The organism is Patescibacteria group bacterium (genome assembly GCA_018817715.1).
Lineage (GTDB): Bacteria > Patescibacteriota > Patescibacteriia > Veblenbacterales > UBA10138 > JAHITT01.
The window spans coordinates 1-23820 of the sequence record JAHITT010000005.1; the positions used below are offsets into that span (position 1 = coordinate 1).

The window sequence follows — 23820 nt, forward strand, 5'->3', positions numbered from 1 at the left end:
ACCCAGAAAAAGTAATGGTGCCGGAAGATGTTAGGCCAGTAGCAGCTGATATAGCGCCAGCATCGGTTACTTGAAAAGCGCCAGTGGAACCAACAGTTAATCTAGCTGGTACGGTGGTGGTACCAATGCCAACGTTGCCAGCGCCATCGGGCATCAAAAAAATATCTCCATTCTGCCCTGTTCTAGTTTTTATTGTTAAACCTAAAGAGCCACCCAAAGAAATTGTACCGGCATTTATAAAATACGTAGTCGGTGCTCCAGCTAAAGCAAAAGTATTAGCGTTGATAGTATTATATCTATATTGGTCTCCAATATCTCTAGTACCAATTGCGTCAGGATTAATATTACCAGCAACTTGTAAAGCACTTACTGGATTATTAGTTCCTATACCCACATTACCAGTTTGCCTGCTTAAAGCTAAAACATTATTCCAAGTGGTTCCATTATAACCGTCAATAAATAATCCCTCATCCAAAGTGCCTAAAGGTGAACTTTCTCTAATATTCCATTTATCAAGCTTTAAATCAGCATTATTAACACCAGATGTATCAAAACCATTATTAAAAATATAAGCTGTACCATTAACCTGCAATTTTTGACTGGGATTAGTAGTACCTATACCAACATCACCGGTACTGGTCCAAACGCTTGAGCCAGGAAAATTAGTGTCAGCTGTAAAAGTTTGAATGCCACTCCAACTATTAGCATTACCAAGATTTAATCCTAAAGTATAAGGTCCGGTACCACTGCGGGTTAAAGTAGTATCCGTAGCATTATTAACAAAAGGTAAAGAAGCTAAAGTATAACCACCGATAGATGAGGCGTTAATAGTACCGGTACCAGTGTAATCTAAAGATGAACCGTTCCCTACTACTAAAGCCTCGCCCGTATTAGTGCTACCTAAAACTCCGGAAAAAGGTACGCTAGTGGCTGGTATAGCATTAGACCAAACTGGCGCGTTAACTCCATCAGAAACAAGTATTTGTCCGGCCGTACCAGTGGCAGTAAATTGATAAGCTGCTCCATCGCCATAAGCCACACCACCAGATGTTGGAACAGCTATGGAATTAGTACCACCCTTACTGATAGGTAAAATTCCACTGACTGCCCCAGAAGTTAAATCCAAATTAAAACCCGAACCTAAATTAACCGGCCCATTAAAAGTAGTAGTGGCATTAACCGTTAAACTATCACCAGCATCTGTACCTAAAACCGTATCTTGGCTGACTGATAAATATTGTGAGGAAAGATTATTAGCTCCCAAAGAACCCGACACACCTAAACCACCAAATATCCCAGTACCACTAACTTGCAAAGAACCGTTAACACGAGTTTGGCTTAAATTAGTCGGACCATTGACTGTTAAAGAATTAAGATTGCCTAATTCCAAAGGACCCAAAAAACTGGCCCGACCATAAGTTGTTAAATCCCCCCTAACTTCCGTATTGTTAAGAGTAGTTAAGCCAGACACATTGACTGAACCAGCTTGCAAGCTACCCACCCCCACATTGCCCGCTGTTATGTTGCCAACTGTAATATCATTATTAGTAATATTTCCTTGGCTGGTAACAAAATCCAAAGTAAAATCCGCTGGTTTTTTACCTTGTAAATATTCGGCATTAAAGTTCTTAACTAAACTTTTATTATTGGTAACTATGGTACCGCCACCTAATTGTAAATTAGCGCCCCCAGTATTAAGCCCTCCCTTAACTTCCAATTGACCACCAACTGTTAAATCCTGCTTAACTGCCAAAGAACCGTCTACTGTAACATCGTTATGGAAAAAAGCTTCACCCCAAACACCTAAACCTCCTGATACCAAAAGCTCGTCCAATAATTTAGTCGCCCCCTTAACCTGTAAAATACCACCTACCTCTACATTTCCCTTTAACTCCACATTATCCGTAGCTACAGCTCCGTTTTTGGTAATAAAAGCCAAAGTAAACTGCTCAGCTGAAAAGCCATCTACTGTATCAGCGTTCAAATTTTCCACTTTAGTGGTGGAATCCACTATAATCGGTGCCACCCCATCCCTAGCATAAGACCTTAACTGACCTTGAGTTTCAATATGGCCTTTAATGGAAATATTACCCGCCTCATTAAGCAATAAAACTTCATTAGCCGCCGTACCAGGTTTATGACCGTCTAAAGTCCAAGCATTTTTAAGAGAACTCATTAACTTAGCTGGACCGTCATTAGCAAAACCGGTTGATAAAGCAAACAAAGCTGGTAGCAATATTAAAACTAATAAAGCATATTTAAACCTAAACCAAGGACTTTGCTTAAAAGGTTTTTTAAGATCCGCTCTAAAATCCTGATAATAATCTGTTTCCTTGGGTTGCAAGGCTGAAGTAGCTACTTGCGCTATAACAGGTTCAATCTTCTCTTCCTTGACTTCTTTTTGTAAAAGTGGTCTAAGTGATTGCTCTAGATTATCTAATTTAGAAACAAGTTTTTCCACAGCTTCGCTTGGCAAAACTTTAGAAAAACCAACTTCTTCATTATTAGGGTTATATTGAACCTTTTTTTCATAAGACTCTTTAGCCTCATTAGTCTGTTCTTGCACATACTCACCTATAGCCTGAGCAGTTGTATACCAGTTTCTACCCTTTTTCCAAGCTTTAATTCTGCCTTTTCTAGCCAAAAGAGAAATATATTCCTGACTATACGGAGACAACAAAGCGGCTTCTGACAAAGGAATTAGTTCAGAGCCACTGCTTTGGCCAATCTTTTCATTAATTGGCTTATTTATTTTTTTATTTTCTTGCGCAGAGTTCATCTGCTTATTTATTATTTAATTTTAATTTCTTTTATAATTTGACAAAATTATGTCAAATTATTATATTTTTTTATCCGATATGGATTATTATTATCCGATATCTATCCGATATTTTATCGGTATTACTATGATAACACAAAAAAAGGCTTAAGTCAATACTAAATTTAAAATATATTTCTATTCTTTAGGGCCAACTTAATAAAAAATAATTAACCTTTAATCGTAAAACCCTAACTCATTAATAATTAATCATTTTATACTTAAAAATATTTAATTAATGTGCTATTTAAGTAAGATTTAATAAAAAATAATTAATTTATGACTATTTTAATTAAAATTAAACCATATTTAAAGATTAAATAGCTATTCTTTATTAAACTAGCAAAAAAGCATTAAAATTACCCCTTAAGTATAAATAGTACTAAATATATAAAATAAGTAATTAATTCCTCTTATTTTAAACATAATCACTAATTTACAATGATTAACTAGTGCTTATTTATAAACTAAGCCCTTAAATAGGCTTTATAAGTGCTATTAACGCTATTTAATTAAGCAATAATCTAATCTTAATTAGTTGCTACCTACAAACTCTTTCTATAAAAAGCTTATAATAACAAAAAGTAAATAAATACCTCAAATTTAATAAGCTAAAAACTGTTTTAACCTAGTTATTTATAAATTACCTTAAACACTATAAAACTCGCTAACTATTCTCAAGAACTAAAATCAAATACCCCCCAGCCTTATGGCCGAGGGGTATTTGATTAAATTTCTTTAATTTAAGGCTTTTTGTTGAGTAGTTTTATTTAACAACTGGTTCTAGTGTCGGATTCATTAAACTATCCAACTGCTTTTGCACCTCAACATTACCCGGATTAAGCTCTAAAACCTTTTCTAATTGGCTAATAGCCTTATCTGTTTCCTGCTTTTTTTGATATACCAAAGATAAACCATAATGGGCATTAGCATGATTAGGCACTAAAGAAGTGATTAATTTAAAGCTTTCTTCAGATTTATCATATTGTTCCTTTAAGTAATATAAACTAGCTAATTCATACAAAACATCAATATCTTGAGGATTATAATCCTTCATACTCTTAAGCTTATCAATAGCTTCATCCATTTTACCCTGCTGTTCTAAAGCTAAAGCTATATTAAAATGAGCTGGTGTGTAATTATTCTTTAACTTTACAGCTTTATCTAAGTTTTCCACAGCTTTACTTATACTTTGAGCAGCTTCGGCCTCTAATTTTAGCTTATTAGCCTCGTCGGCCTCGTTAGCAGCTTCTTGCCTATTACGGTTAGCCGATAATAAATAAGCTTTGGCTAATTCTGTATATAAAGCCGGGTTAGAAGGTTCTAAAGATACAGCTTTTTCAAAAGAATCAATAATCCAGCCTTCAGCATCTCGAGCAAATAACACGGTTCCGCGATAAATAGAGCCTAAAGCCTCCCAGTTAGCCACATTAGATTTGGAAAGCTCGGTAGCTGAACGAGCCGCGGCTATAGATGAAGCAATGTAAGACTGTATTTTTTGTAATTGGGCCTGCTTACCTTCGTCCGAGACTGCTGGAGTTTGCGAAGCTTCTTTATTAGCTAAAGTTAGCAAAACTTGAGCTAAACCAATACGATAAGTATCACGCCAAGGATTTAAAGTAACAGCTTTTACTAATTCATTATAAGACTGATCTAGGGTTTCTACCTGACCGGCAGCAGTTTGCGCTTTAGCATAAGCCGCATCCGCCAACCAAAAACGAACTCCGCCAAACCAAGCCCCAGCCGCTGCCAAAACAACCACCGCTAAACCAAAGGAAAACATAAACGAAGCCCGAGGTGAGGTTTTTAAAGACAAATCCCGACTTTGATTGCTAGATAAACCAGCTAAAATGGCTAATATTAACCACAAATTAAAAGAAAGGACTGTATTAGAAAAGTAAAAAACATTACCAACTATAATAACTATCAAAGTCGTAACACTAGCGGCACGTAAATACCAATTATCACCAGTTTTGTTTTTAAGAATTTTCCAGCTTAAATATAAAGCCATTAATAAAACTGCTAAATAAGCTAATAAACCCAAATACCCAGTAGTAGCTAATAATTGAGCAAATTCCGAAGAAGCTTTATCAAACCTAAAAGCCCAGAAATTAGAATCATTAAAGTTATCAGGCTTGAATTTAGAAAAGCCATAGATAAAAGTTTCCGGCCCTGTTCCTAAAATTGGGCTAATCTTAGCGTTTTGTAAAGCAACTTTCCAACTCGTAGCCATAGAAAGATTCACTTCTACCGGCACTGCTACCTGGGTTAAGGCTGGCGTAGCCACTGGCCAAGCAATAACCGACAACAAAAGCGCTAAAGCTGGCAATAAAGTCCAATTAAAATTAACCGGTTCGTTTTTCCAAAAAACAAAGCCCAACCACAAGACAGTAGCTACAATTAAACTTATCCAGCCCAATTGATAATCAACCAAAAATAAGACTATTAATGCTAAAACAGTAAAAACAAGGGATAAAACCCGGCCAACTTTATTACCAGCTGCCCGGCTCATATATAAAGCCAAGGGTAAACTGGCCACTAAAACAACTGCTACAGCGTTTAAAGAACCGCCTAAGGGTGTAAAACTGGAAAGACTGGCAGCAGCAAAAGGCAACCAACGTAAACCAACCAATTGCAATAATAATAACAAAGCTCCCAAACCAATACCGCTTAACCAAGAGCCTAATAACCATTGGGGTTCTTTATTTTTATTAATTGACTGTAAAATCAAGAAATAAACTATTAAATAAGCCACTAAACTTAATAAACCGCCATTAAAACGTCCGTAAAACCCCAAAATAGAAGTTACTGGATCTATGGAAAATACTGTGGCTAAAATAACTACTAAAAATAAACCTAAAACCGCTAAGTTAAGCGGAGATTTAACCAAAGAGGCTTTTTTAGTTACCACAGCCTTAACCAACCAAACTACTAATAAAACTAAAGACAAACCTAACAATAAAAGTTGTTTGTTAAACTCAAAAATTTCAAAAGTCCAAGGTAAAAATGTTACCGGCACCAAAAACAAAACCAGACGCAAGCCCCAACTTAACACCAAATCAAAATAACGAGCCGACTCTCCATTATTATTAGAAACGACTGGCGCAGCCTGGGGGTTGGCCATAGATTGTGAAAAATCCATAGGTCAATATTACTAATTAGTTATAAATGTTCATCGTATAATTACGATGAGCTTAGTGAATCTAAGTATAGCAAATTTTTTAAAAAAACTAAACAACTATTTTTTACTTAAAAAATTAACCATTGCCTAACAAAACAAAAAATTAAAAATCACCTCCAACCCACAAGAATTTCTTTAATAATAAAAAATATTCAGTTTTTATTCTGAAATTATAACCGCATCAAAACAAACTAACTCCCAAACCCTTGCTCCTGCTAGGAATCGAACCTAGATCTGAGGTTCCGGAAACCCCCATTCTATCCATTGAACTACAGGAGCAGGGGTTTAAGAGTTAAAAATTTTAAATTAACAAGCTAAGCTATGGGTTTAGAATAATAAACCGTCAACAGATTTTAATTGCTCGGACCTATATCTTTTTCCTGATTTTTAACAAACTCAGCAAAAGCCGTCACATCAGCTGGTCGACCAAAATCCATCCAATCAGACTGATTAAGGACAATAACTTCCATTGGTTCTTTTTTAGCTAAAAGCTTAACCGCTTCGGTTATTTCATATTCTCCGCGAACCGAAATTTTTACCTGAGAAATTATTGGCCAAATGGCCGAGCTAAATTTATAAAGACCAGAATTTATAAAACGAGATGGCGGTTCATTTGATTTTTCAGCAATAGTCACTAAATGATTAGCCTGATTAGGCACTAATACTCCATAAATTTCTGGATTATCATGGTCTACCCCAGCAATAGCCGAAGCTTGTTCACAATTTTGTAACCTTAACAAATCCTTTACCGTATAATAATTATCACCATTAAGTACCATAACTGGCTGTCCGACTAATTCCTTAGCCACGGCTTGGAGTGGTAATAAAGTACCATATTTATCTTCACCCAGCCGATCAAACTGATTTATTATTTTAAGTGAATATTTATGATTATTTTGCTTAAACCAATCATAAACTGTTTGATATTTATAACCAATAACCAAATAAACATCAGTAAAACCAGCGGTTTTTACATTATCTAACAAATAAGCCAAAAAAGGCCGTCCAGAAACTTCTATTAAGTGTTTAGGCTTAGTCTGGCCTAACTCTTTCATTCTCGTGCCACGACCAGCCGCCATAATAACTAAGGGTAAGGACATAATATTTTAAAAATTAAACTCTAAAATAGTGATTTAAATCCTAAAATCTAATACTTAAATCTTAAATAAATCCCCGCAACAAAACTTAATAAAAAACCAAACTTTATTGTTATTTGAGTTAATCACAACCCACAAGACTATAACACTTGCCCTATATTTTTGCCAAACGCTGTCTAAACGCTTTGGCTAGATTAGGCCGAGCATCACTCTCATGAAATTTAAGCACTTGGTCATTTACTACTACTGCGCTGGAACCATCACCTCGCCGACTAAAACGTCCTCGACCAAACTTAGCCATATAAAAAACCTGAACGGTTTTAAAAAAATACTCCAACCAATCACCCAGCACTCCTGTAAATAAACTTTCCCAAAGTTGTTTAGAAAAACTTATAACCCGGCTAGAGTAAATAATTGAACTAGGCTCGTTAATAATCCAATCATAATTAGGAAAATCCTTTTTTAACCAACTATTCTCCTTAATAAAATCAACATAAGTTAATTTATCTACATAAAGGGGTTTTAAAGCCAATAACCAAAAACGTAAATAAGGATCATCGGGATAAGCTAATGGCGATAAATTCTGCCCCATCTGCGACACATAAAAACTTAAACAAAGACGATTATTAATTTTTCGGCCATGACGTCGCCAACCCACAAACTGGGTTAAAGCGGAAACTAACAAACGTCCAGTAAAAATACGTTTAGTTGAAGTAATAATAAAAAAATCCACATCACTGTCTTTTTGCGGAGCTGCCCAAGACATAGTGTTCACCAAAGCCACCAACTTAATAAATGGCAAACGGGCCAATAATTTAGCCCCTTTCAAAGCTTTTTCGTATTTAATAATCGCCCAACGATTCTTACGCAAACGATCGGTTACTAAGCTTGCTCGACCATTTAAAGACCAAAAACCCCCAAAAGTAGCCAATTGGCCCGTTGTTTTAAAATTAATTAACACAGCCCTAACTTCACTTAAGCTAACCTGGTTTAAAGACGGCTGACCTGCTTCCGCCCATAAATAATACCAACACTCCCATAAAGTTAAGGGGTGGCCTATTTGATCAAACCAGACAATAGTTTTATAGATAGCCAACTGTAAAGGAGTCATAAAATAACTAAATCCTATTTTTCTTACCAAAAATCAATCCGCCTTTAATAAAAAATAAGAATCTTAACTTTCTTATTAACCTATTAATTTTTCTTAAAACATCATAAAACCAATAACCAAAATTACTAAGCGGATAATCAAAAGTACCTGGATACTCTATAGTTTGCCCATCCCAACCCGTTTTAAAACGAGTAATACCCTGCCAAGTCGATTGCTTGGGCCCAGACAAAGCAATACCCCACCAATCATAAAACAAACAACCTTGTTGCCTGGCCTCTTGAAGTGTGCGCCAATGCAATAAATAAGGTGCCATTAATTTACGATAAGAATAATCTGAAGCACCATGCAAATAAGTCGCGGTCCTTTTATAAAAAAGTATTAAACTGGCGGCTAATAACTTATTATTCTGCCTTACTTCAAAAATTTTTACCTCTGGCTGATCAACTGACAAAATTTGATTAGACTGAACTACTAATAAGTTAGCGTAATGCTTAAACTCATGTAACCCAAATTTATCACGCTGGCTAGTTAACTTAAGAAGCTGCCAAAAATCCTCCAATCCGGCCAAGCCAACCTGAGAGAAAATTAAATTATTCTTTTCGGCCAAACGGATATTATAGCGGGTTTTGCTGTGCATTTTCGCCAGTATAACCGCTTCCGAATTGGTTAAATCCGTTAACCAACTAACAGCCGGATTCAAAGCAGATACTTTAACCGCTGGTTTAAAATCTTGTAACCGATCGCCTAAAGGTTCAAAACGAATAAACAAAACTTCCTTTTTAAAATACTCAGCCAATAAAGCCAAGCCAGTTGGCAGTAACTTGGGGGCTAATAAAGGACCGCGCGGTAACCATAAATATTTATAAGAACCAAATAAAGATCGGTAAGACCCTAAGGCCAAACCTACCAATTTAGTTTGTTCAAAAAAACCTAATTGAACCGTGGCCTGGCCATTCATTTTTTCCACTTGCAACCACCAAGGATGCTGCAAAAACAAACCAGCCGACGGTCGCTGACTAACCAAATAATCAATGGCCAGCTGTTCTGATATTTCTTTAATCACCATAAACTACTTACGACCCAATAAACGTAAAGTTGCTTTTATTTTTTCCTCTAAAGTCCCCTCTTGCCCCCGGGTGGATTGCACAACTATCCTGGCTTCAGCTGGTGAATAACCCAAACTGACTATAGCCTGCAAAATTGCCGACTCGTCATCACTAACATCATCAGTTGGTAAATAAACCAACTTATCCTTTAAATCATTAACTATTTTTTCCGCTGTTTTTTTACCCAAACCTTGAACGGACTGTAATAAACCAGGTTCTTGGCGACTAACTGCTCTTTTAATATCTTTAGGTTTGGCCATAGCCAAAACATTCAAAGCTGATTTGGGACCAATACCCGAAACCGTTAACAATAATTTAAAAAAATTCAATTCTTCTAAATCTAAAAAACCATACAAGTCTAAAGCATCCTCCCGAACAGCTAAATAAGTAAAAAGTTTTATGGTTTGACCCTCGGTAAGAGACAATAACACCTCTTTATTGCAACTAACTTCATAACCAACGCCATTAACATCAATTACCAAGGTTTTTTCGGTTTTATTGGCCAATTGGCCTATTAATTGAGCTATCATAATAATAATTATACCCTGATAAAACAAGGTTGACAAAGAACCATAAAATTATTAATCCAGAACAAATCTTCAATTTACCCAAACTGTCTCTAAAAAAGAAAAAATTACCAAAAATTATAAATACCTACCAATTTTCCACTAGACACCAGGTAAGTGGCTGCCACCCAAAAGACCAACCCAAACTCTTACTCTATCCTAATTTATCTGTTATTTTTAAATAACACCTATTAAATCTATGATTAAAAAAGAATTTCAACTCCAAGCACCTTTTAAACCGACTGGTGATCAACCTCAAGCCATTAAAAAACTAGTGGCCGGCCTAAAAAAAAATTATCGCCAACAAACTCTAGTCGGCGTGACCGGCTCGGGTAAAACTTTTACCATGGCCCAAATAATTCAGCAAACCCAAAGGCCAGCCCTGATTATTTCTCATAATAAAACTTTAGCCGCCCAATTAAGCAATGAATTCCAACAATTTTTTCCTAAAAACGCTGTTAGCTATTTTGTTTCTTACTACGATTATTACCAACCAGAAGCTTATATTCCCTCCTCTGATACTTATATAGAAAAAGAAAGTCAGCTAAACGAAGAAATAGACCGGCTGCGCCATGCCGCCACGCAAAATTTATTAAGCCGATCCGACACCATTGTGGTAGCTTCGGTTTCTTGTATTTACGGGTTAGGCAGTCCTAAAGAATACGATCAAGTAAAAATTTCCCTGGCTGTAAATAAAACACTGTCCCGGCAAACTTTGCTTAAAAAATTGACTGAACTAAGATATAGCCGCAACGATTTGGATTTTAAAAGAGGCACTTTTCGGCTTAAAGGAGAAATTGTGGAAATATTTCCCGCTTTTTCTTTTGATAGCTTTTATCGATTACGCTATAACCAAGATACTATAGAAACTATCCAAGAAATAACCCTACTGACTCAAGAAACTCTTAATCATTTGCCAGCCGCCGATATTTATCCAGCCAGTCATTATGTAGCACCCCAAAATAATTTTACCAGCGCCTTAAAAAAAATCGCGGCTGACGCTACTAAAGAAGTTATCAGTCTAAAAAAAAGAAAAAAGCTCCTAGAAGCTCAACGTTTAAAAGAAAGAACCACTTTTGATTTAGAAATGCTCCGAGCCACCGGCTACTGTAATGGCATAGAAAATTATTCAAGATATTTTGACGGGCGAGCTATTGGTCGACCACCTTACACTTTAATGGATTATTTGCCAGCCAACGCTTTAATATTCGTGGATGAATCTCATATGACCCTGCCCCAAATAAAAGCCATGTCCAAAGGCGATCAAGCGCGTAAACAAAACTTAATTAACTATGGTTTTCGGCTTAAAGCCGCTGCTGATAATCGTCCTTTAACTTTTGCTGAATTCACAACCCGAGCTAAAACCATAATTTTTGTTTCCGCCACCCCACAACCTTATGAACTTGAAATTTCACAAAACGTAGCCGAACAATTAATTAGGCCCACCGGTTTATTGGACCCCACCATAGAAATAAAACCCACCAAACATCAAGTAGACGATTTATTACAACAAATTAAAAATCGTTTAAAGAAAAAACAACGAGTACTAGTAACCACTTTAACCAAAAAAATGTCCGAGGAACTAACCGATTACTTGCAAGACGAGGGTATAAAAGTACAATATCTCCACTCTGATGTGGAAACCTTGGATCGATTGGCTATTTTACGTGATTTACGCCTAGGTGTTTACGATGTCATCGTGGGTATAAACTTGTTACGCGAAGGCTTAGACTTACCCGAAGTCTCTTTAATAGCTATCCTAGACGCTGACCAGGAAGGTTATTTAAGATCAGCCACGGCCCTTATTCAAACAATTGGCCGAGCAGCCAGACACCAAGAAGGCCACATAATTATGTACGCCGATAGGTTAACTAAAGCTATGCGCCAAGCTATACAAGAAACTTCCAGACGACGAAAAAAACAACAAGCTTATAACCAACAACACGGCATTACCCCCCAATCAATTATTAAAAATATCAGCGATAGCCGATTAGCCGGCGGTCAAAATAAAATGGAAGGCTTAGTCACCATGGATAAATCTGTCTTTGCTAAATTTAGTTCCACAGAATTAGCTCATTTGTTAAAAGATTTTCAAAATCAAATGGAATTAGCTTCACAGAACCTAGAATTTGAAAAAGCCGCCGCTTTACGAGACCAGGCTAAAGAAATAGAGCGGTTAATTAAGAAAAATAATAAAAAATTTAAAAGCAACTAATTAACTTTATCTCTATGTCCCCTACTACTGTTCTGGTTTTTGGCGTTTTTGACTTGCTACATGCCGGGCATCTTTATTTTTTACGCCAAGCTAAAAAATTCGGTTCCAAATTATACGTGGTAGTAACGCGCGATAATTTAACAAAACAACTAAAAAACCAATCTACTTGGCAAAACCAAACCAAACGCCTAGCCAACTTAAATAAACTCCCCTTTGTCAGCCAAGCTGTCTTAGGCAATAAAACTGTGCGACATAATTACCAAATGATTAAATTAATAAAACCGACTGTTGTCTGTCTAGGTTATGACCAAAAAATACCTATTAACCTGTTAAAAAAACAATTGGCTGTTTTGGGCTTAAACCCAAAAATAATCCGCTTAAAACCCTACCAACCCAAAAAATATAAAAGTAGCCTACTAAAAAAGAATTCTAAATTATCAGCTATAAAATAATAATAATTTATTAATAGAAATTTTATTAATTACTTTAATTCTTAATTCGAACTTTTTAATTCCATTAATCTTGACATTTCTCTTTTTTAATACTATCTTTCCTGAGCGCTCACTTTTAAATTATTACTCTTACTTAATATTCTTTATGCCAATTAAACAAGCGGCTTTTAAAGCCTTAAGGCAAACCAAACGCCGAACAGCTCGCAATAAAAAAATTAAAGCTGGTCTAGAAATATCCTTGCGTCAGGCTCGCCAAGCTTTAAACGAACCGGCCAAAGCAGTTGACCAAATTAAGTTAGCTATTCAAGCTATTGATAGAGCTGCTCAGAAAAAAACACTCAAAGCTAACACAGCTGCCCGAAAAAAATCACGCTTAATGAAAGCTTATAACAAAGCTAAACAAATCAAAAAATAATTGTTTTTTAAAAAATCCCAGTCATCAACTGGGATTTTTTAATTTTTCTTAAACATTCAATTTAGACATGGTCACAAAAAATACACTTAAAACCGTGGCTGGCGGCAAAGAGGTGGTTTTTAATTTAAGATCCGCTATTGTTAAAGCTTGCCATAAATCTTTAATTCTCTCTGCCGAATAATAAGGCATTTGTTGCAGAGCTTTGTTCACCACAAAAGGATGTAATTTAAGATCCACGGCTAACTGACGAGCATTTAAGTTAGCCGGCTCTTTATCCAAAGCCTGACGTACACCGGTTAAAACTCTTAGATGCCAAGCTAACATACCAATTAAAGACTGCGGACTATCACCGGATTTAAATTGCCGATCCATTATAGCTACAGCCTGATTAATATCCCGTTTGGCTAAAGCTTCTAAAAGAGCAAAAGAACTGTCCATAAAAACCGGCTCCACTAGCAAATCTATATCAGCCAAACTAACGGGCCGACCTTGGGTATAAGCAGCTAATTTATTTAATTCCTGACTTAAACGCCAGCAATCATTGCCGCAGCGACCAAGTAAACCATTAGCCGATTGGACCGATAGATCAACTGATAAATTTTTAGCCTGATTGTTCAACCACTTAAGACGGCCCGAAGTACTAACAACTGAAAAATCACGCTGTTTAACTTTATTTAAAGCACTTAAAGCTTTTATTTTTTTAGGTAAGACCTTGGACCAAGCCACCTTACCTTCTTCCAATAAAAGTAAAAACAAATTTTGTGGCGGGTTATTTATAATTTCTAACAATAATTCAGCTAAAGGTGTTTTAGACGATGTTTGTAAAAAACCAGTCAATTCCAAATAAACAGCGGCTGACCAAAGATTGCCTCCGCGAGCTGTTTGTTGTAACTGAAGTAATAAATCCTGCTCTAAGGAAGTTTGATAAGACAATCTTTTAACCAAACCATCAGGTTGCCTTTTTTTAAATTCGTTTCGCCACCACTGAGCTTCCCACGACAATAAAGACTGGTCCTCACCGAACCAAAGTTGAATTGATTTATTAACTATTGATTTTTCCTTGGGCACAACTGATTTTTTGACTGACATAATAAATTAAATATCTATTTTTTCCATAGTAGACCAATTAAGACCCGACTTTACTTCCGCCACAATTGGTACTTCTAGCTGCCAAGCTTGCTCCATGGTTTTTTTAACAAAAGCACCTACTACTAATACCTCGCTTACCGGCACCTCAAAAACCAATTCATCGTGCACTTGTAAAATCATTCGGCTAGTCGGGCTGATGTGTTTAAGTTTTTGATCTATTTTAACCATGGCCATCTTCATTAAATCAGCCGCCGTACCTTGAACTGGTAAATTTATGGCCATTCTTTCAGCTTGGGCGCGCATTTGGCCAACAGTAGAATTTATTTCTGGTAAATAACGCCGCCGACCCAGCAAGGTTCTAACATAACCTTGAGACTTGGCTGTTTGTTTGGTCTCTTCAATCCAATTAGCCAAAGCCGGAAAGGCCTTAAAATATCGTTTTATAAAATCATTGGCTGTGGAACGATCCAACCCGGTTCGTACCGACAAACCCCAAGCACCCATACCATAAAGAATACCAAAATTAACTTCTTTAGCGCCCCGACGTTGTTCGCTAGTCACGTCGGCCAATTTTACCCCATAAACATAAGCGGCTGTTGAAGTATGGAAATCCTGGCCTTTGGCAAAAACTTCTATCATTTTCTTATCTTTGGCCAAGTGAGCCGCTATTCTAAGTTCAATTTGTGAATAATCAGCTGATAATAAAACATAACCAGCTTCGGCCACAAAGGCTTGACGGACTTTAGCTGCCCAATCTCCCTTAATCGGAATATTTTGCAAATTAGGATCAGACGAAGACAAACGTCCAGTGGCCGTAACCGTCTGATTAAAACTAGTATGAACACGCTGGGTTAACGGGTTGATTAATTTAGGCAAAGCTTCCACATAAGTAGATAATAATTTACTTAATTCCCTCTGTTCCAATATTTCTTTAATAATCGGATGCCAAGACATCATTTTAGTAAGTTCGGTGGCCGCCGTAGAAATACCTGTTTTAGTTTTTTTAAGGCCTTGGCTACTAATTTTTAATTCATCAAACAAAACCTCCTTTAATTGTTTGGGCGAATTAACATTAAAGGTACGACCGGCTAGATGACAAATCTTAACTTCTTTTTTCTTAAGCTCTTTGTTTAAAACTTTAGCTAAGGACTGTAAATAATCTCCGTCTATTTTTACACCGGCTTTTTCCATATTAACCAACACTTTAACTAAAGGCGTTTCCACTTCTTGAAAAAGCTTAATCAAGCCTTCTTCAACTAAACGCTGATTAAGCAATTCAGTTAAACGCCAAGTAAAATCCGCATCAGCGGCTGCATAATTCCCCATTTTATCAACCGCCACGGCCAACAAAGATTTTTGTTCTTTGCCTTTGGGTCCGATTAATTCTTCTATGGCTTGCATTTTATGGCCAAATTCTTGAAAAACCAAAGACTTTAAATCCAATACCCTATCGCCCTTTTGTAAAAGATGGGCTGCTATTAAAGTATCAAAACTAACTCCAACAACCTGCCAACCAACGGTGGATAAAACTTCAATATCAAATTTAAGATTATGGCCAGATTTTAAAATAGCCTCATCAGCCATAATATTTTTTAAAGCTAACCAAGCAGTCCCAGCTTGCAAACTGTCCGACACCACCACTGTATAAGCTTGGCCACCAGACCAACTAAAACTTATGGCCAAAAGCTTTACCTGCCAAACATTTAAAGAATCAGTTTCTGTATCAAAAGCAAAAAATTTCTGCTTCTTAAGTTTACCGACTAATTTTTGCAAACCCGACTCATCGGTTATTATTTCATAACGAGCACCTTGAGGAACAGCTGTTGTTGGTAAATCATTTCCTGTAACTGAAGCTAACTCTACGCCTAAAACAGCCGCTAATTCCGGCAAACGAGCCAATAAAGATTTAAAACCTAAAGTTTGCAACAAACTAACTAACAAATCTGAATTAAAACTCTTTAAAAAACAATCAACCAATTTAAACTTAAGCGGCACATCACAAACGATAGTCGACAAATCCTTGGATAAATAAGCATTTGTTTGGCCCTGCTGTAAAAGCTCACGTTGTCTTAAAGTTAAACCTTTTGTTTCCGAAGCTGTAGCCAAGGATTGATAAATATTGTCCAAACTACCAAAATTCTTAATAAGCTCTTGAGCAGTTTTTTCACCAATACCTTTAACACCGGGAATATTATCCGACGGATCACCACGTAAAGCTTTATAATCAATCAATTGTTCGGGCGTTAAATTATAACGCTCCTGAACAGCTACTGGGTCGTAAATAACCGGATCGCTTAAACCTTTACGCGGAACATAAACTTTAACCTTGGCTGTTACCAACTGCAAAGCATCCATATCACCAGTCACAATAATAACTTCCACCGCTGGCTGTTGTTTACCAACTAAAGTAGCTAGTGTGCCAATGATATCGTCCGCCTCATAACCTGGCTGATCAAAAACCGTTACATTAAAACCTTGCAGTACTTCCTTGACTAAGGGCAATTGATCATAAAACTCCTGCGGTTGTTTAATCCGCTGCGCTTTATACTCGGCAAAAGCTTTATGCCTAAAAGTTGGTTCGCGCCTATCAAAAGTCACGGCCAAATAATCAGGCTTTAATTCCTTAAGCACTTTTAAAAACATATTGGTGAAGCCGTAAACAGCGTTCACCAATTGACCTTGAGGACTGGTTAAAGGCGGCAAAGCATGCCAAGCCCGATGCAAAATGGCATTACCGTCAAAAATGACAAAACGTTCAGATGAAGCAACCATAAAAAGCAGAGACGTTAAACACTTTGATTAATTTTGGAGGCCAGGATGGGAATCGAACCCACGAATAGGGGTTTTGCAGACCCCTGCCTTACCACTTGGCTACCTGGCCTTAAAATAAGGCTTATTTTAAATAAAAATACGCCAGCTTAAGCTATCACACTTTATCAAAAAAACAAGCTAAAATCAATCCAGCCACCAAAAAAATTAATCGCAATTTTTTTAATAAAAATATTATTAAAGATATCAAATTATTAAACAGACAACCGAGGATAATTAGTTTTATAGCCAGTCAAAAAACTAACCTGGCAGCCCTTTAACCAGTTAACTGGGCGTTCATTTAAAACCCGGCCCAAAACTAAGATCTTAATCGGTAAATAGTTTAAAATGACAAAATTTAAGTTAAGTGGTTCTAGATCGATTTCTGGCTCAATAAATTCTTGAGGTAAATCATTAAAAATAATTGGCAGTAAAACCATCATAGCTGTTTCCACTGGCCAGGTAGGTAAGGGCTGCCAAGTTTTTTGCCAACGAGCCACTTCACTTTCAGCCGCTTTTAAACAATTCAAGCCTAACAACAGGATAATCAATTTTCGGTGGAGAATTTTGGCCATAAATATTTTCCCCCTAGCTTTAATAAGACGATTTTTTATGGCTACCATTACATTAAAAAAGCCCCTTAATAAATTTTAGGAGCTTTTTTAATAAAAATCTTTTAACTTACAAAACCTCAATGGCCACGTGTCGCAGTCCCCATTGTTTAGCTTGCTGTCGGGATTCCATCCAAATATCTACTCTTTTATCATAACGAGTGTTCATCCTATCTTCTACCACAAACACTTGGTTACCAAAATGTGACGGCATACGAATCATAGCACCAAAGGGTAAAAAATTAGCCGCTACAATACCCGGACGAACAGTTGTCCCACGAGCTGTTATAAAGGGTGTATCATCGGTTTGATCAGGCGTGGAAGAATAAGCCGTTACTGGCACCCTAACTACATACTTGGCTGGTTTTTCATTAGCTTGAGGCAAACGAACATTAACCAAGTTAACAGAATTATTAAGCACCAACTCTCTTTGCTCTACCAAAAAAATCAATGACCGCTTGTCCGGCGTTTCAGTTTGTGAACTGGTGGCCAAAGCATGTTGTGGTAATCCCCACTCCAAAACTAATAACAAAACCACCAAACCAATAGGCCAGCGCGATTTAATTAATCTCTTTAAATATCTGTGAAAAATCATATTTTATGTATTATAAAAACCCTCTGGATTAGAGGGTCTAGTTACTCCTAGTAACAATTATATATTAGCACTATCCTCAGTTTTTGTCAATAGCAAAAATTTTTCTAAATCGAACCTATAGGATGACTATCCCGCCAATGATTAGCCGATTGAATTATCTTTTCCGACACTTTATAAGGTTGCGGCACATCTTTAAAAATAAATTTTCCCTCAGCACCAGCGGTTTGAATATTAACTTCACCATAATTAAGAATTGTTCCCATAAAACCTTGAACCCGAACACTAACATCCTGCACCCGAGACATTCTTAATTCAGCCACCGCTCTATTAAACAAGCCTTTTTGTTCAAAAGATAAAATCCGTTCATTGGTTACCAGCCAAATATCCAAATAATAATCGGTCCAAGCATTCCAAAAGAAAAGCCAAACCGCCAAATAATAAAAACTAACAACCAGTTTAGCCAAAGTACCAAAAAAAACACTGGTAAATACTTTATCCCAAATAAATGGATAATAAGCTAAAGAAAAAATGGCTAAGATAAAAGGAAAAAACAACAATAAGCTATACCACAAAAATTGTTTAAGAAACAACCACCAATGGCGCCGCATTTTTATTTCCACTGTTTCGCCAGGCAAAGGATGAGTTAATAATTTACCTAAAAACATTTTAAAAAGGGTTAAGAGCTTGTAAAACCAATCTTAAATCCAAAGATTGTTGCCAATCAATTACTATTAATTGTTGGTAGGACAAAAAAATTATAATAGCCGTACCAGCCATCATGATAAAAGTCATAGTTACCGAGACTGGTGATAAAGCCGAGAATCTTAACAAATGATACAAGCTGGCCAAACCAAAAAACAACAAAATCACCACAGCCAACAAATAAAGTCCTAAGAAAAATAAATAAGGAATAGCTAAACTCATATCAATGCTTATTATAGCAAGCCTGGGGGCTGACTAGCTGGCGGTTTAAGATTTAAATGCTCATAAGCCGCTTCGGTAACCACTCGACCCCGTGGCGTCCGAGCCAAAAAACCAAGCTGCATAAGAAAAGGTTCATAAATTTCCTCAATTGTACCCATTTCTTCGCTTAAAGCCGCAGCAATGGAACTAAGACCAACCGGACCGCCTTTGAATTTTTCTATGATAATTCGTAATATTTGCCTGTCTAAATCATCCAAACCCAAAGGATCCACAGCCATTTGATCCAAGGCTTGTTTAGCCAATTCTTTAGTTACTAAGCCATCGGCTTTGACCTGGGCAAAATCACGCACTCTTTTTAATAAACGGTTGGCTATTCTGGGCGTGGCCCGGGAACGTAAGCCAATAATTTCATCAGCCCCGGGTTTTAAAACCAAATTAAGCAAGCGAGCAGCCCGATCCACTATTTGGACAATCTCCTTAGGCTCATAAAAATTCAGCCGATAAGTCGCCCCAAATCGATTGCGCAAAGGCCCGGAAATAAGATGGTACTGGGTAGTGGCGCCGATTAAAGTAAATTTAGGCAAATCCAAACGTAAAGTCCTAGCTGACGGCCCCTTGCCAATTACCAAATCCAAAGCCGATTCTTCCATGGCCGGATACAAAACTTCTTCTATCACCTTATTCAAACGATGTATTTCATCAATAAATAAAACATCACCAGCTTCTAAATTGGTTAAAATGGCTGCTAAATCACCGGCCCGTTCAATAGCCGGTCCCGAAGTTACTCTAATGCCGGCCGACATTTCGCGAGCAATAATATGAGCTAAGGTAGTTTTACCTAAGCCTGGCGGACCATATAACAATACGTGCTCTATCGGTTCTTTGCGCCTTCTGGCCGCTTCTAAAAAAATATGTAAATTAGCCTTAACTTGTTCCTGGCCAATATACTCGCTTAAGGTCTTGGGTCTTAATTGGGTGTCTAATTGCTTATCCTCGGTCTGTTCGCTAGCGGCAATAACGCGAGCCTTAGTATTATCAAGTTTCATAATATTAAGACTACCATTGTCTATTACCCCTTGACAAGAATTGAATAGTATGCTAGTATCATCTGTTAACCTGATTTGTGGTTAACTTAAAGCCTTTATTCAAATTGGCTTAAATCAACAAACAAAACACCTTTGGGAGCGGTGGCACGACAAGCATAGGGAATCATATTATACGGTTGACTCGGGCTTTCAGCTCGGTCTCACCTATATAGATTTTCTTGCCACCACTTCTCAAGGTGTTTTTTTAATGACTTATTTTTACCTTAAGTTATTAAAACCGTCAAGTATAAAACATTGACTACATGGCCAAAAAAGGCTTAAGATAAGGCCACAAAAAATAATTCTTTAAAAATTAAAGAGGTAGCCCCATGGAAACTGAAATTATTAATCAAATAATAGGCTTAGGCTTGTGGGATGCTGATTTAAAAAAGATTATTCCCACCAATTGGCAGACTAAGGATTATATAATCTTATTTAAAAAAAATACTCGGGCCGACATTGCCTGCCGACTTAAAAGAGGCGCTAAAAAGCTCTTTTTCCAACTACCGGATAAAACATTCACTGATGAAATTATTTTTTCTAGCCAAGCCAACGACGAAATCAGACCAACCGCTTACAAAATTGTAAAAAAAATAATCAACAATCAACCGATCAGCAACTTATCTTACCCTTGTGGCAAATTGTTGCCAATTGGTGAAGAAATAATATTGCAAATCGGCATAATAAATAACGGAGGGGAAAATGCAATTAAGGGTTAACTTAAACTTGCATATTACTGTTATCGGACTTTACCAAAAAAACGGCCGGGTTAAAAAATTTATTAATTCCCTGCCAGAATCAGGCGATACAATGACCATAGAAAGAAAAAACAGTTCGTCGTTGAGCAAATTATGGTTTAAAAAAAACAATGGCGAACTGCTATACTTTAAATTAATAAATCAAGAACCCGACGCCGCTATTAACGATGAATTCTATTATCCAATTATCGAAATACCGATTAACCCCAATCTCTCTTGCAAAAACGAAATCAAAAAAAACTTAGATAATCTCTTCCCAATATCTCCAATCCTTTACGATAATTCTACTATTCCCCAATTTTTCTCGCGGGGTAAAATAGAAATAACAATATTATAAAGCTCAAATCCCAAAGAAAATTTATTTTCTTTGGGATTATTTTAATTACTAATAGTAGCCGGGTTGTCAGTCACTGAACTATCGGGCAAAACTGATTCATTATCTAATTTTGTGTCTGTTGATAAGGTTCCTTTGGCCACACCCACCAAACAAACTTCCTGCCAAGGCACATAATGACTTTTAAAAACTTCTTCCTTTACCTGCCCATCGGGATAAGTAACTGTGTAAGTAAACTCAGCATCAGCACCATTATGAGCGCTTTCGGTGCATTTTTTTTGGCCAACTGGTAAATCCTCGGTTGAAATAATTTTAGTTGGTGGCGGTTTAACTATATTATAAATTCTAGGATCGGTAGTTATGGTCTGACGACCATCTTTGGTACCCCAAAATTCAAAAATTAAATCATCACCTTGAATTTTAGTTTGTATCAAAACAGCTTGGCTACTATCATTAGTAAATCTAAAATCCGGCTTAGGCTCATAAATCGTGGCATCGGTACCGGCCGGTTCATAATAACTCACCCGATAAGAATGGTTGCGCCTTTCCACAATTGGTAAACCCGAAGCTAAAGCGGTTCGAAAAGTGGTAGTACCTATTTGACATAAGCCACCACCGTACTCGGGTATGGTTTTATTACCTTTAATAACCAACTCCTGTAAGTAACCATTGTCGCCATCTATACTACCCAAGGCCGAAATAAGCGAAAATTCTTCACCTGATTTTATTAAAATACCATTTAAACTGTCGGCGCCAACTTTTATATTGTGCCGACGATTTTTTGGACTACCGGCAAAATTGGAACGCCCGACACCTATTAATTCAGCTATACCTAAATCATTAGTGGCGGCCGTTACTACTTTGGGTTGAGTAACTTTAACCGCCAAAGCTAGTGGTAATAATTGTTTATTTAATAAAGCTGTACTAGCCAATTGCCAAGTTTTAACCATATCTAATTCTTGGCCGGTTTGAGCAGCCTGAAAGGCTCTAACTCGATTATCCACTATTTCAAATTTGGCGTCCTGGGCTGGTTGGTTAATTTTCTTGGCTAATCTAAGCCAAAATTCATCATCAATTTGAGGTAATAAACTAATAATCAAATCCTCCTCTTGCTTAACACCCAACCATTTATGCCACAGTGTTGGCGGTACAACAAACTCCTCAGTCTTAAAAGAAAAAGTAAGTGGCTGATCAATTAAAAATTCCTTGGCCTTCGGCAACAAAGCTATTAAATCTTGTTCTATTATGTCAGGTTGGCTCGGTTTAAGATTAAGCAGCACTTCTCTAGATGATAAACTAAGAAAAGCTTGGCTTAAATCTTTTTCTAATTTAACAGCTTCTATTTGCCAACCGCTTTGCTCGGGCAAAATTGTAATCTTGTCAGCTTCATCTACCAAAAAACTGGCTGGCTTGGTATCTTTTTCTAAATCCGATAAATTACTACGTAAAAATTCCAAAACTCGATCAATTTTTACTTCCACTAAGCTACTGCTTGATAAATCAAATGTTCGCCAACCAACAATGGCCGGTTCCACCATTTTTTTAAACCAATTACCTTGCCGGCCAACCTGCCAGGCTAAAGCTGCTGCGACCTGAGGTTTAAAACTAACTAACTCGTAAGTTAAATCCGGGTCCGTCGGTGAACTGACCAAAGAGGTTACTACTACTTTTTTTTCTCCATAACCAACAGTTACACCTTGTTTAGCTATTTTATCCCAAGCTTTATTTAAAGACTCCTCGGCTTCAGTTTGGCTCAAACCGCCCAAATTAACCGAACCAAACATTACATGGGGAAAAATCGTGTTAATTGAAGCTTGCCGATAAACGAATAAACCAACTATCAAAACCAAAAACAAGCCAATCAGACCATAAAAAATCAACCAATTTAATTTAAAAAACCTAACTTGATTGGTTTTATCCGGTTGAGTCATTTTGATCAGTCTTTAAAATTTCGTTAAGTAAAGCTTTAGCCTGCTCCTGGCGTTCTATGGCTAAAGTTGCTTCATTACCAAAACTTAAACTAATAACACTACCTTCCCGGCTGTGCGCTGGTAATAATTTAAGAGGTAATTGCAATTCCTGCCCGTCGCTAAAACGCAAAACCGCTATTTCATTCTCTACTCGATCAATAGTCGTTTTTATTACTGACATATTATTTTTCCTCTACTTTTATAGAAACTTCTTTGGTCTTACTCTTAGGTAAAATTATAGTTAAAACGCCGTTTTCCAAATTAGCTTTAACTCCTTCTGGGTTAACTTCCACGGGCAAAACAATGGATCTAGAAAAACCACCCCAATAACATTCCTGATAAAAATAATCATCCGGCTCTACCTTGTCCGCTTGATAACGTTTACCCCGAATAGTAATGACATCGTTATTCAATGTAATTTCTAAATCTTCCATTTTTACTCCAGCAATAGTAGAACGAACAATTAAAGAATCTTTGGTCTGATAAACATCCACCGACAACTGACCTTCATATTCATCAGCATACCATTCCATACTATTCTCTGTGGATTGCTCCGCCACCAAATTAGCGGCCTCGGTGGGCACCTCTTGAATAGTTCCTTTGGTAGTACTCTTAACGAAAAAAGAAAATACTGACATACTGTATAAGTATAGCAAGAGCTTTAACTTGAGCAAAATAACTCTTT

General features: G+C 36.9%; 21 protein-coding genes and 2 tRNA genes. 5 read left to right on the plus strand and 18 right to left on the minus strand.

From position 1 onward, the window contains the following. The 7 genes from KKC17_02820 to ruvA all read right to left on the minus strand — a co-directional run. A partial coding sequence (locus KKC17_02820) for a hypothetical protein (protein MBU1039131.1) occupies positions 1-2779 on the minus strand: 2779 nt, incomplete at its 3' end. An 805-nt stretch (positions 2780-3584) separates the two neighbouring features. Beyond that, complete coding sequence (locus KKC17_02825) at positions 3585-5960, minus strand: tetratricopeptide repeat protein (protein MBU1039132.1); 2376 nt, start codon at positions 5958-5960, stop codon at positions 3585-3587. 246 nt (positions 5961-6206) lie between these two features. Beyond that, positions 6207-6278, minus strand: a tRNA-Arg gene (locus KKC17_02830). A gap of 74 nt (positions 6279-6352) precedes the next feature. Continuing rightward, positions 6353-7099, minus strand: coding sequence for an NTP transferase domain-containing protein (locus tag KKC17_02835; GenBank protein MBU1039133.1), 747 nt, complete (start codon positions 7097-7099; stop codon positions 6353-6355). Positions 7100-7250: 151 nt separating this feature from the next. Further along, positions 7251-8207, minus strand: coding sequence for a hypothetical protein (locus KKC17_02840; protein ID MBU1039134.1), 957 nt, complete (start codon positions 8205-8207; stop codon positions 7251-7253). Between the two features lie 7 nt (positions 8208-8214). Further along, entirely contained in the window at positions 8215-9273 is a 1059-nt protein-coding gene (locus KKC17_02845; GenBank protein MBU1039135.1) for an aminoacyltransferase, read from the minus strand. 3 nt (positions 9274-9276) lie between these two features. Then, positions 9277-9843 (minus strand): Holliday junction branch migration protein RuvA, encoded by a 567-nt coding sequence (gene ruvA / locus KKC17_02850; protein ID MBU1039136.1) that lies wholly within the window; start codon positions 9841-9843, stop codon positions 9277-9279. A gap of 235 nt (positions 9844-10078) precedes the next feature. Between ruvA and uvrB the strand changes: the two genes are divergently transcribed. The 3 genes from uvrB (at position 10079) to rpsT (ending at position 12961) form a co-directional block, all read left to right on the plus strand. After that, positions 10079-12094: an excinuclease ABC subunit UvrB gene (uvrB, locus tag KKC17_02855; protein MBU1039137.1), complete on the plus strand. Its 2016-nt coding sequence runs from the start codon at positions 10079-10081 to the stop codon at positions 12092-12094. A gap of 14 nt (positions 12095-12108) precedes the next feature. After that, positions 12109-12546 (plus strand): adenylyltransferase/cytidyltransferase family protein, encoded by a 438-nt coding sequence (locus tag KKC17_02860; GenBank protein MBU1039138.1) that lies wholly within the window; start codon positions 12109-12111, stop codon positions 12544-12546. Between the two features lie 145 nt (positions 12547-12691). Beyond that, positions 12692-12961, plus strand: coding sequence for a 30S ribosomal protein S20 (rpsT, locus tag KKC17_02865; GenBank protein ID MBU1039139.1), 270 nt, complete (start codon positions 12692-12694; stop codon positions 12959-12961). A 48-nt stretch (positions 12962-13009) separates the two neighbouring features. Here rpsT and holA read toward each other — a convergent pair whose 3' ends face one another. The 8 genes from holA to ruvB all read right to left on the minus strand — a co-directional run bounded on the left by holA (position 13010) and on the right by ruvB (position 20034). Next, positions 13010-14050 (minus strand): DNA polymerase III subunit delta, encoded by a 1041-nt coding sequence (gene holA, locus KKC17_02870; protein MBU1039140.1) that lies wholly within the window; start codon positions 14048-14050, stop codon positions 13010-13012. Between the two features lie 6 nt (positions 14051-14056). Continuing rightward, positions 14057-16822, minus strand: a complete 2766-nt coding sequence (gene polA / locus KKC17_02875) for a DNA polymerase I (protein MBU1039141.1) — start codon at positions 16820-16822, stop codon at positions 14057-14059. Positions 16823-16856: 34 nt separating this feature from the next. Then, a tRNA-Cys gene (locus tag KKC17_02880) sits at positions 16857-16931 on the minus strand. 142 nt (positions 16932-17073) lie between these two features. After that, positions 17074-17433 carry a hypothetical protein gene (locus KKC17_02885; GenBank protein MBU1039142.1) on the minus strand — a complete coding sequence of 120 codons (360 nt, stop codon included), beginning with the start codon at positions 17431-17433 and terminating at the stop codon, positions 17074-17076. 106 nt (positions 17434-17539) lie between these two features. After that, positions 17540-18064: a 3D domain-containing protein gene (locus KKC17_02890; protein ID MBU1039143.1), complete on the minus strand. Its 525-nt coding sequence runs from the start codon at positions 18062-18064 to the stop codon at positions 17540-17542. A 104-nt stretch (positions 18065-18168) separates the two neighbouring features. Then, positions 18169-18729, minus strand: a complete 561-nt coding sequence (locus KKC17_02895; GenBank protein MBU1039144.1) for a PH domain-containing protein — start codon at positions 18727-18729, stop codon at positions 18169-18171. A gap of 1 nt (position 18730) precedes the next feature. Next, positions 18731-18988 carry a hypothetical protein gene (locus KKC17_02900; GenBank protein ID MBU1039145.1) on the minus strand — a complete coding sequence of 86 codons (258 nt, stop codon included), beginning with the start codon at positions 18986-18988 and terminating at the stop codon, positions 18731-18733. A gap of 11 nt (positions 18989-18999) precedes the next feature. Then, positions 19000-20034 carry a Holliday junction branch migration DNA helicase RuvB gene (gene ruvB, locus KKC17_02905; GenBank protein MBU1039146.1) on the minus strand — a complete coding sequence of 345 codons (1035 nt, stop codon included), beginning with the start codon at positions 20032-20034 and terminating at the stop codon, positions 19000-19002. Between the two features lie 368 nt (positions 20035-20402). Here ruvB and KKC17_02910 point away from each other — a divergent pair, with 368 nt between their 5' ends. Together KKC17_02910 and KKC17_02915 are read left to right on the plus strand one after the other, a co-directional pair. Beyond that, positions 20403-20792 carry a hypothetical protein gene (locus tag KKC17_02910; GenBank protein MBU1039147.1) on the plus strand — a complete coding sequence of 130 codons (390 nt, stop codon included), beginning with the start codon at positions 20403-20405 and terminating at the stop codon, positions 20790-20792. Continuing rightward, positions 20776-21168, plus strand: a complete 393-nt coding sequence (locus tag KKC17_02915; GenBank protein ID MBU1039148.1) for a hypothetical protein — start codon at positions 20776-20778, stop codon at positions 21166-21168. Before KKC17_02910 ends, KKC17_02915 begins: the two co-directional genes overlap by 17 nt. Positions 21169-21209: 41 nt before the next feature. Here the strand turns inward: KKC17_02915 and KKC17_02920 are convergent, their stop codons facing one another. Genes KKC17_02920 through KKC17_02930 form a run of 3 tightly spaced genes read right to left on the minus strand, consistent with a single transcriptional unit; the run spans position 21210 to position 23773 of the window. Next, entirely contained in the window at positions 21210-23096 is a 1887-nt protein-coding gene (locus tag KKC17_02920) for a VanW family protein (GenBank protein MBU1039149.1), read from the minus strand. After that, positions 23080-23316: a DUF3006 domain-containing protein gene (locus KKC17_02925; GenBank protein MBU1039150.1), complete on the minus strand. Its 237-nt coding sequence runs from the start codon at positions 23314-23316 to the stop codon at positions 23080-23082. Before KKC17_02925 ends, KKC17_02920 begins: the two co-directional genes overlap by 17 nt. A gap of 1 nt (position 23317) precedes the next feature. After that, the gene (locus tag KKC17_02930) at positions 23318-23773 is read right to left on the minus strand and encodes an Hsp20/alpha crystallin family protein (GenBank protein ID MBU1039151.1); all 456 of its coding nucleotides are present in this window, start codon (positions 23771-23773) and stop codon (positions 23318-23320) included. Positions 23774-23820: the final 47 nt, after the last annotated feature.

What these genes read in the sequence shown, in the direction of transcription:
- KKC17_02825 (MBU1039132.1), bottom strand. Translation starts at nt 5,960, where the DNA reads ATGGATTTTTCACAATCTATGGCCAACCCCCAGGCTGCGCCAGTCGTT.
- KKC17_02835 (MBU1039133.1), bottom strand. Translation starts at nt 7,099, where the DNA reads ATGTCCTTACCCTTAGTTATTATGGCGGCTGGTCGTGGCACGAGAATG.
- KKC17_02840 (MBU1039134.1), bottom strand. Translation starts at nt 8,207, where the DNA reads ATGACTCCTTTACAGTTGGCTATCTATAAAACTATTGTCTGGTTTGAT.
- KKC17_02845 (MBU1039135.1), bottom strand. Translation starts at nt 9,273, where the DNA reads ATGGTGATTAAAGAAATATCAGAACAGCTGGCCATTGATTATTTGGTT.
- ruvA (MBU1039136.1), bottom strand. Translation starts at nt 9,843, where the DNA reads ATGATAGCTCAATTAATAGGCCAATTGGCCAATAAAACCGAAAAAACC.
- uvrB (MBU1039137.1), top strand. Translation starts at nt 10,079, where the DNA reads ATGATTAAAAAAGAATTTCAACTCCAAGCACCTTTTAAACCGACTGGT.
- KKC17_02860 (MBU1039138.1), top strand. Translation starts at nt 12,109, where the DNA reads ATGTCCCCTACTACTGTTCTGGTTTTTGGCGTTTTTGACTTGCTACAT.
- rpsT (MBU1039139.1), top strand. Translation starts at nt 12,692, where the DNA reads ATGCCAATTAAACAAGCGGCTTTTAAAGCCTTAAGGCAAACCAAACGC.
- holA (MBU1039140.1), bottom strand. Translation starts at nt 14,050, where the DNA reads ATGTCAGTCAAAAAATCAGTTGTGCCCAAGGAAAAATCAATAGTTAAT.
- polA (MBU1039141.1), bottom strand. Translation starts at nt 16,822, where the DNA reads ATGGTTGCTTCATCTGAACGTTTTGTCATTTTTGACGGTAATGCCATT.
- KKC17_02885 (MBU1039142.1), bottom strand. Translation starts at nt 17,433, where the DNA reads ATGGCCAAAATTCTCCACCGAAAATTGATTATCCTGTTGTTAGGCTTG.
- KKC17_02890 (MBU1039143.1), bottom strand. Translation starts at nt 18,064, where the DNA reads ATGATTTTTCACAGATATTTAAAGAGATTAATTAAATCGCGCTGGCCT.
- KKC17_02895 (MBU1039144.1), bottom strand. Translation starts at nt 18,729, where the DNA reads ATGTTTTTAGGTAAATTATTAACTCATCCTTTGCCTGGCGAAACAGTG.
- KKC17_02900 (MBU1039145.1), bottom strand. Translation starts at nt 18,988, where the DNA reads ATGAGTTTAGCTATTCCTTATTTATTTTTCTTAGGACTTTATTTGTTG.
- ruvB (MBU1039146.1), bottom strand. Translation starts at nt 20,034, where the DNA reads ATGAAACTTGATAATACTAAGGCTCGCGTTATTGCCGCTAGCGAACAG.
- KKC17_02910 (MBU1039147.1), top strand. Translation starts at nt 20,403, where the DNA reads ATGGAAACTGAAATTATTAATCAAATAATAGGCTTAGGCTTGTGGGAT.
- KKC17_02915 (MBU1039148.1), top strand. Translation starts at nt 20,776, where the DNA reads ATGCAATTAAGGGTTAACTTAAACTTGCATATTACTGTTATCGGACTT.
- KKC17_02920 (MBU1039149.1), bottom strand. Translation starts at nt 23,096, where the DNA reads ATGACTCAACCGGATAAAACCAATCAAGTTAGGTTTTTTAAATTAAAT.
- KKC17_02925 (MBU1039150.1), bottom strand. Translation starts at nt 23,316, where the DNA reads ATGTCAGTAATAAAAACGACTATTGATCGAGTAGAGAATGAAATAGCG.
- KKC17_02930 (MBU1039151.1), bottom strand. Translation starts at nt 23,773, where the DNA reads ATGTCAGTATTTTCTTTTTTCGTTAAGAGTACTACCAAAGGAACTATT.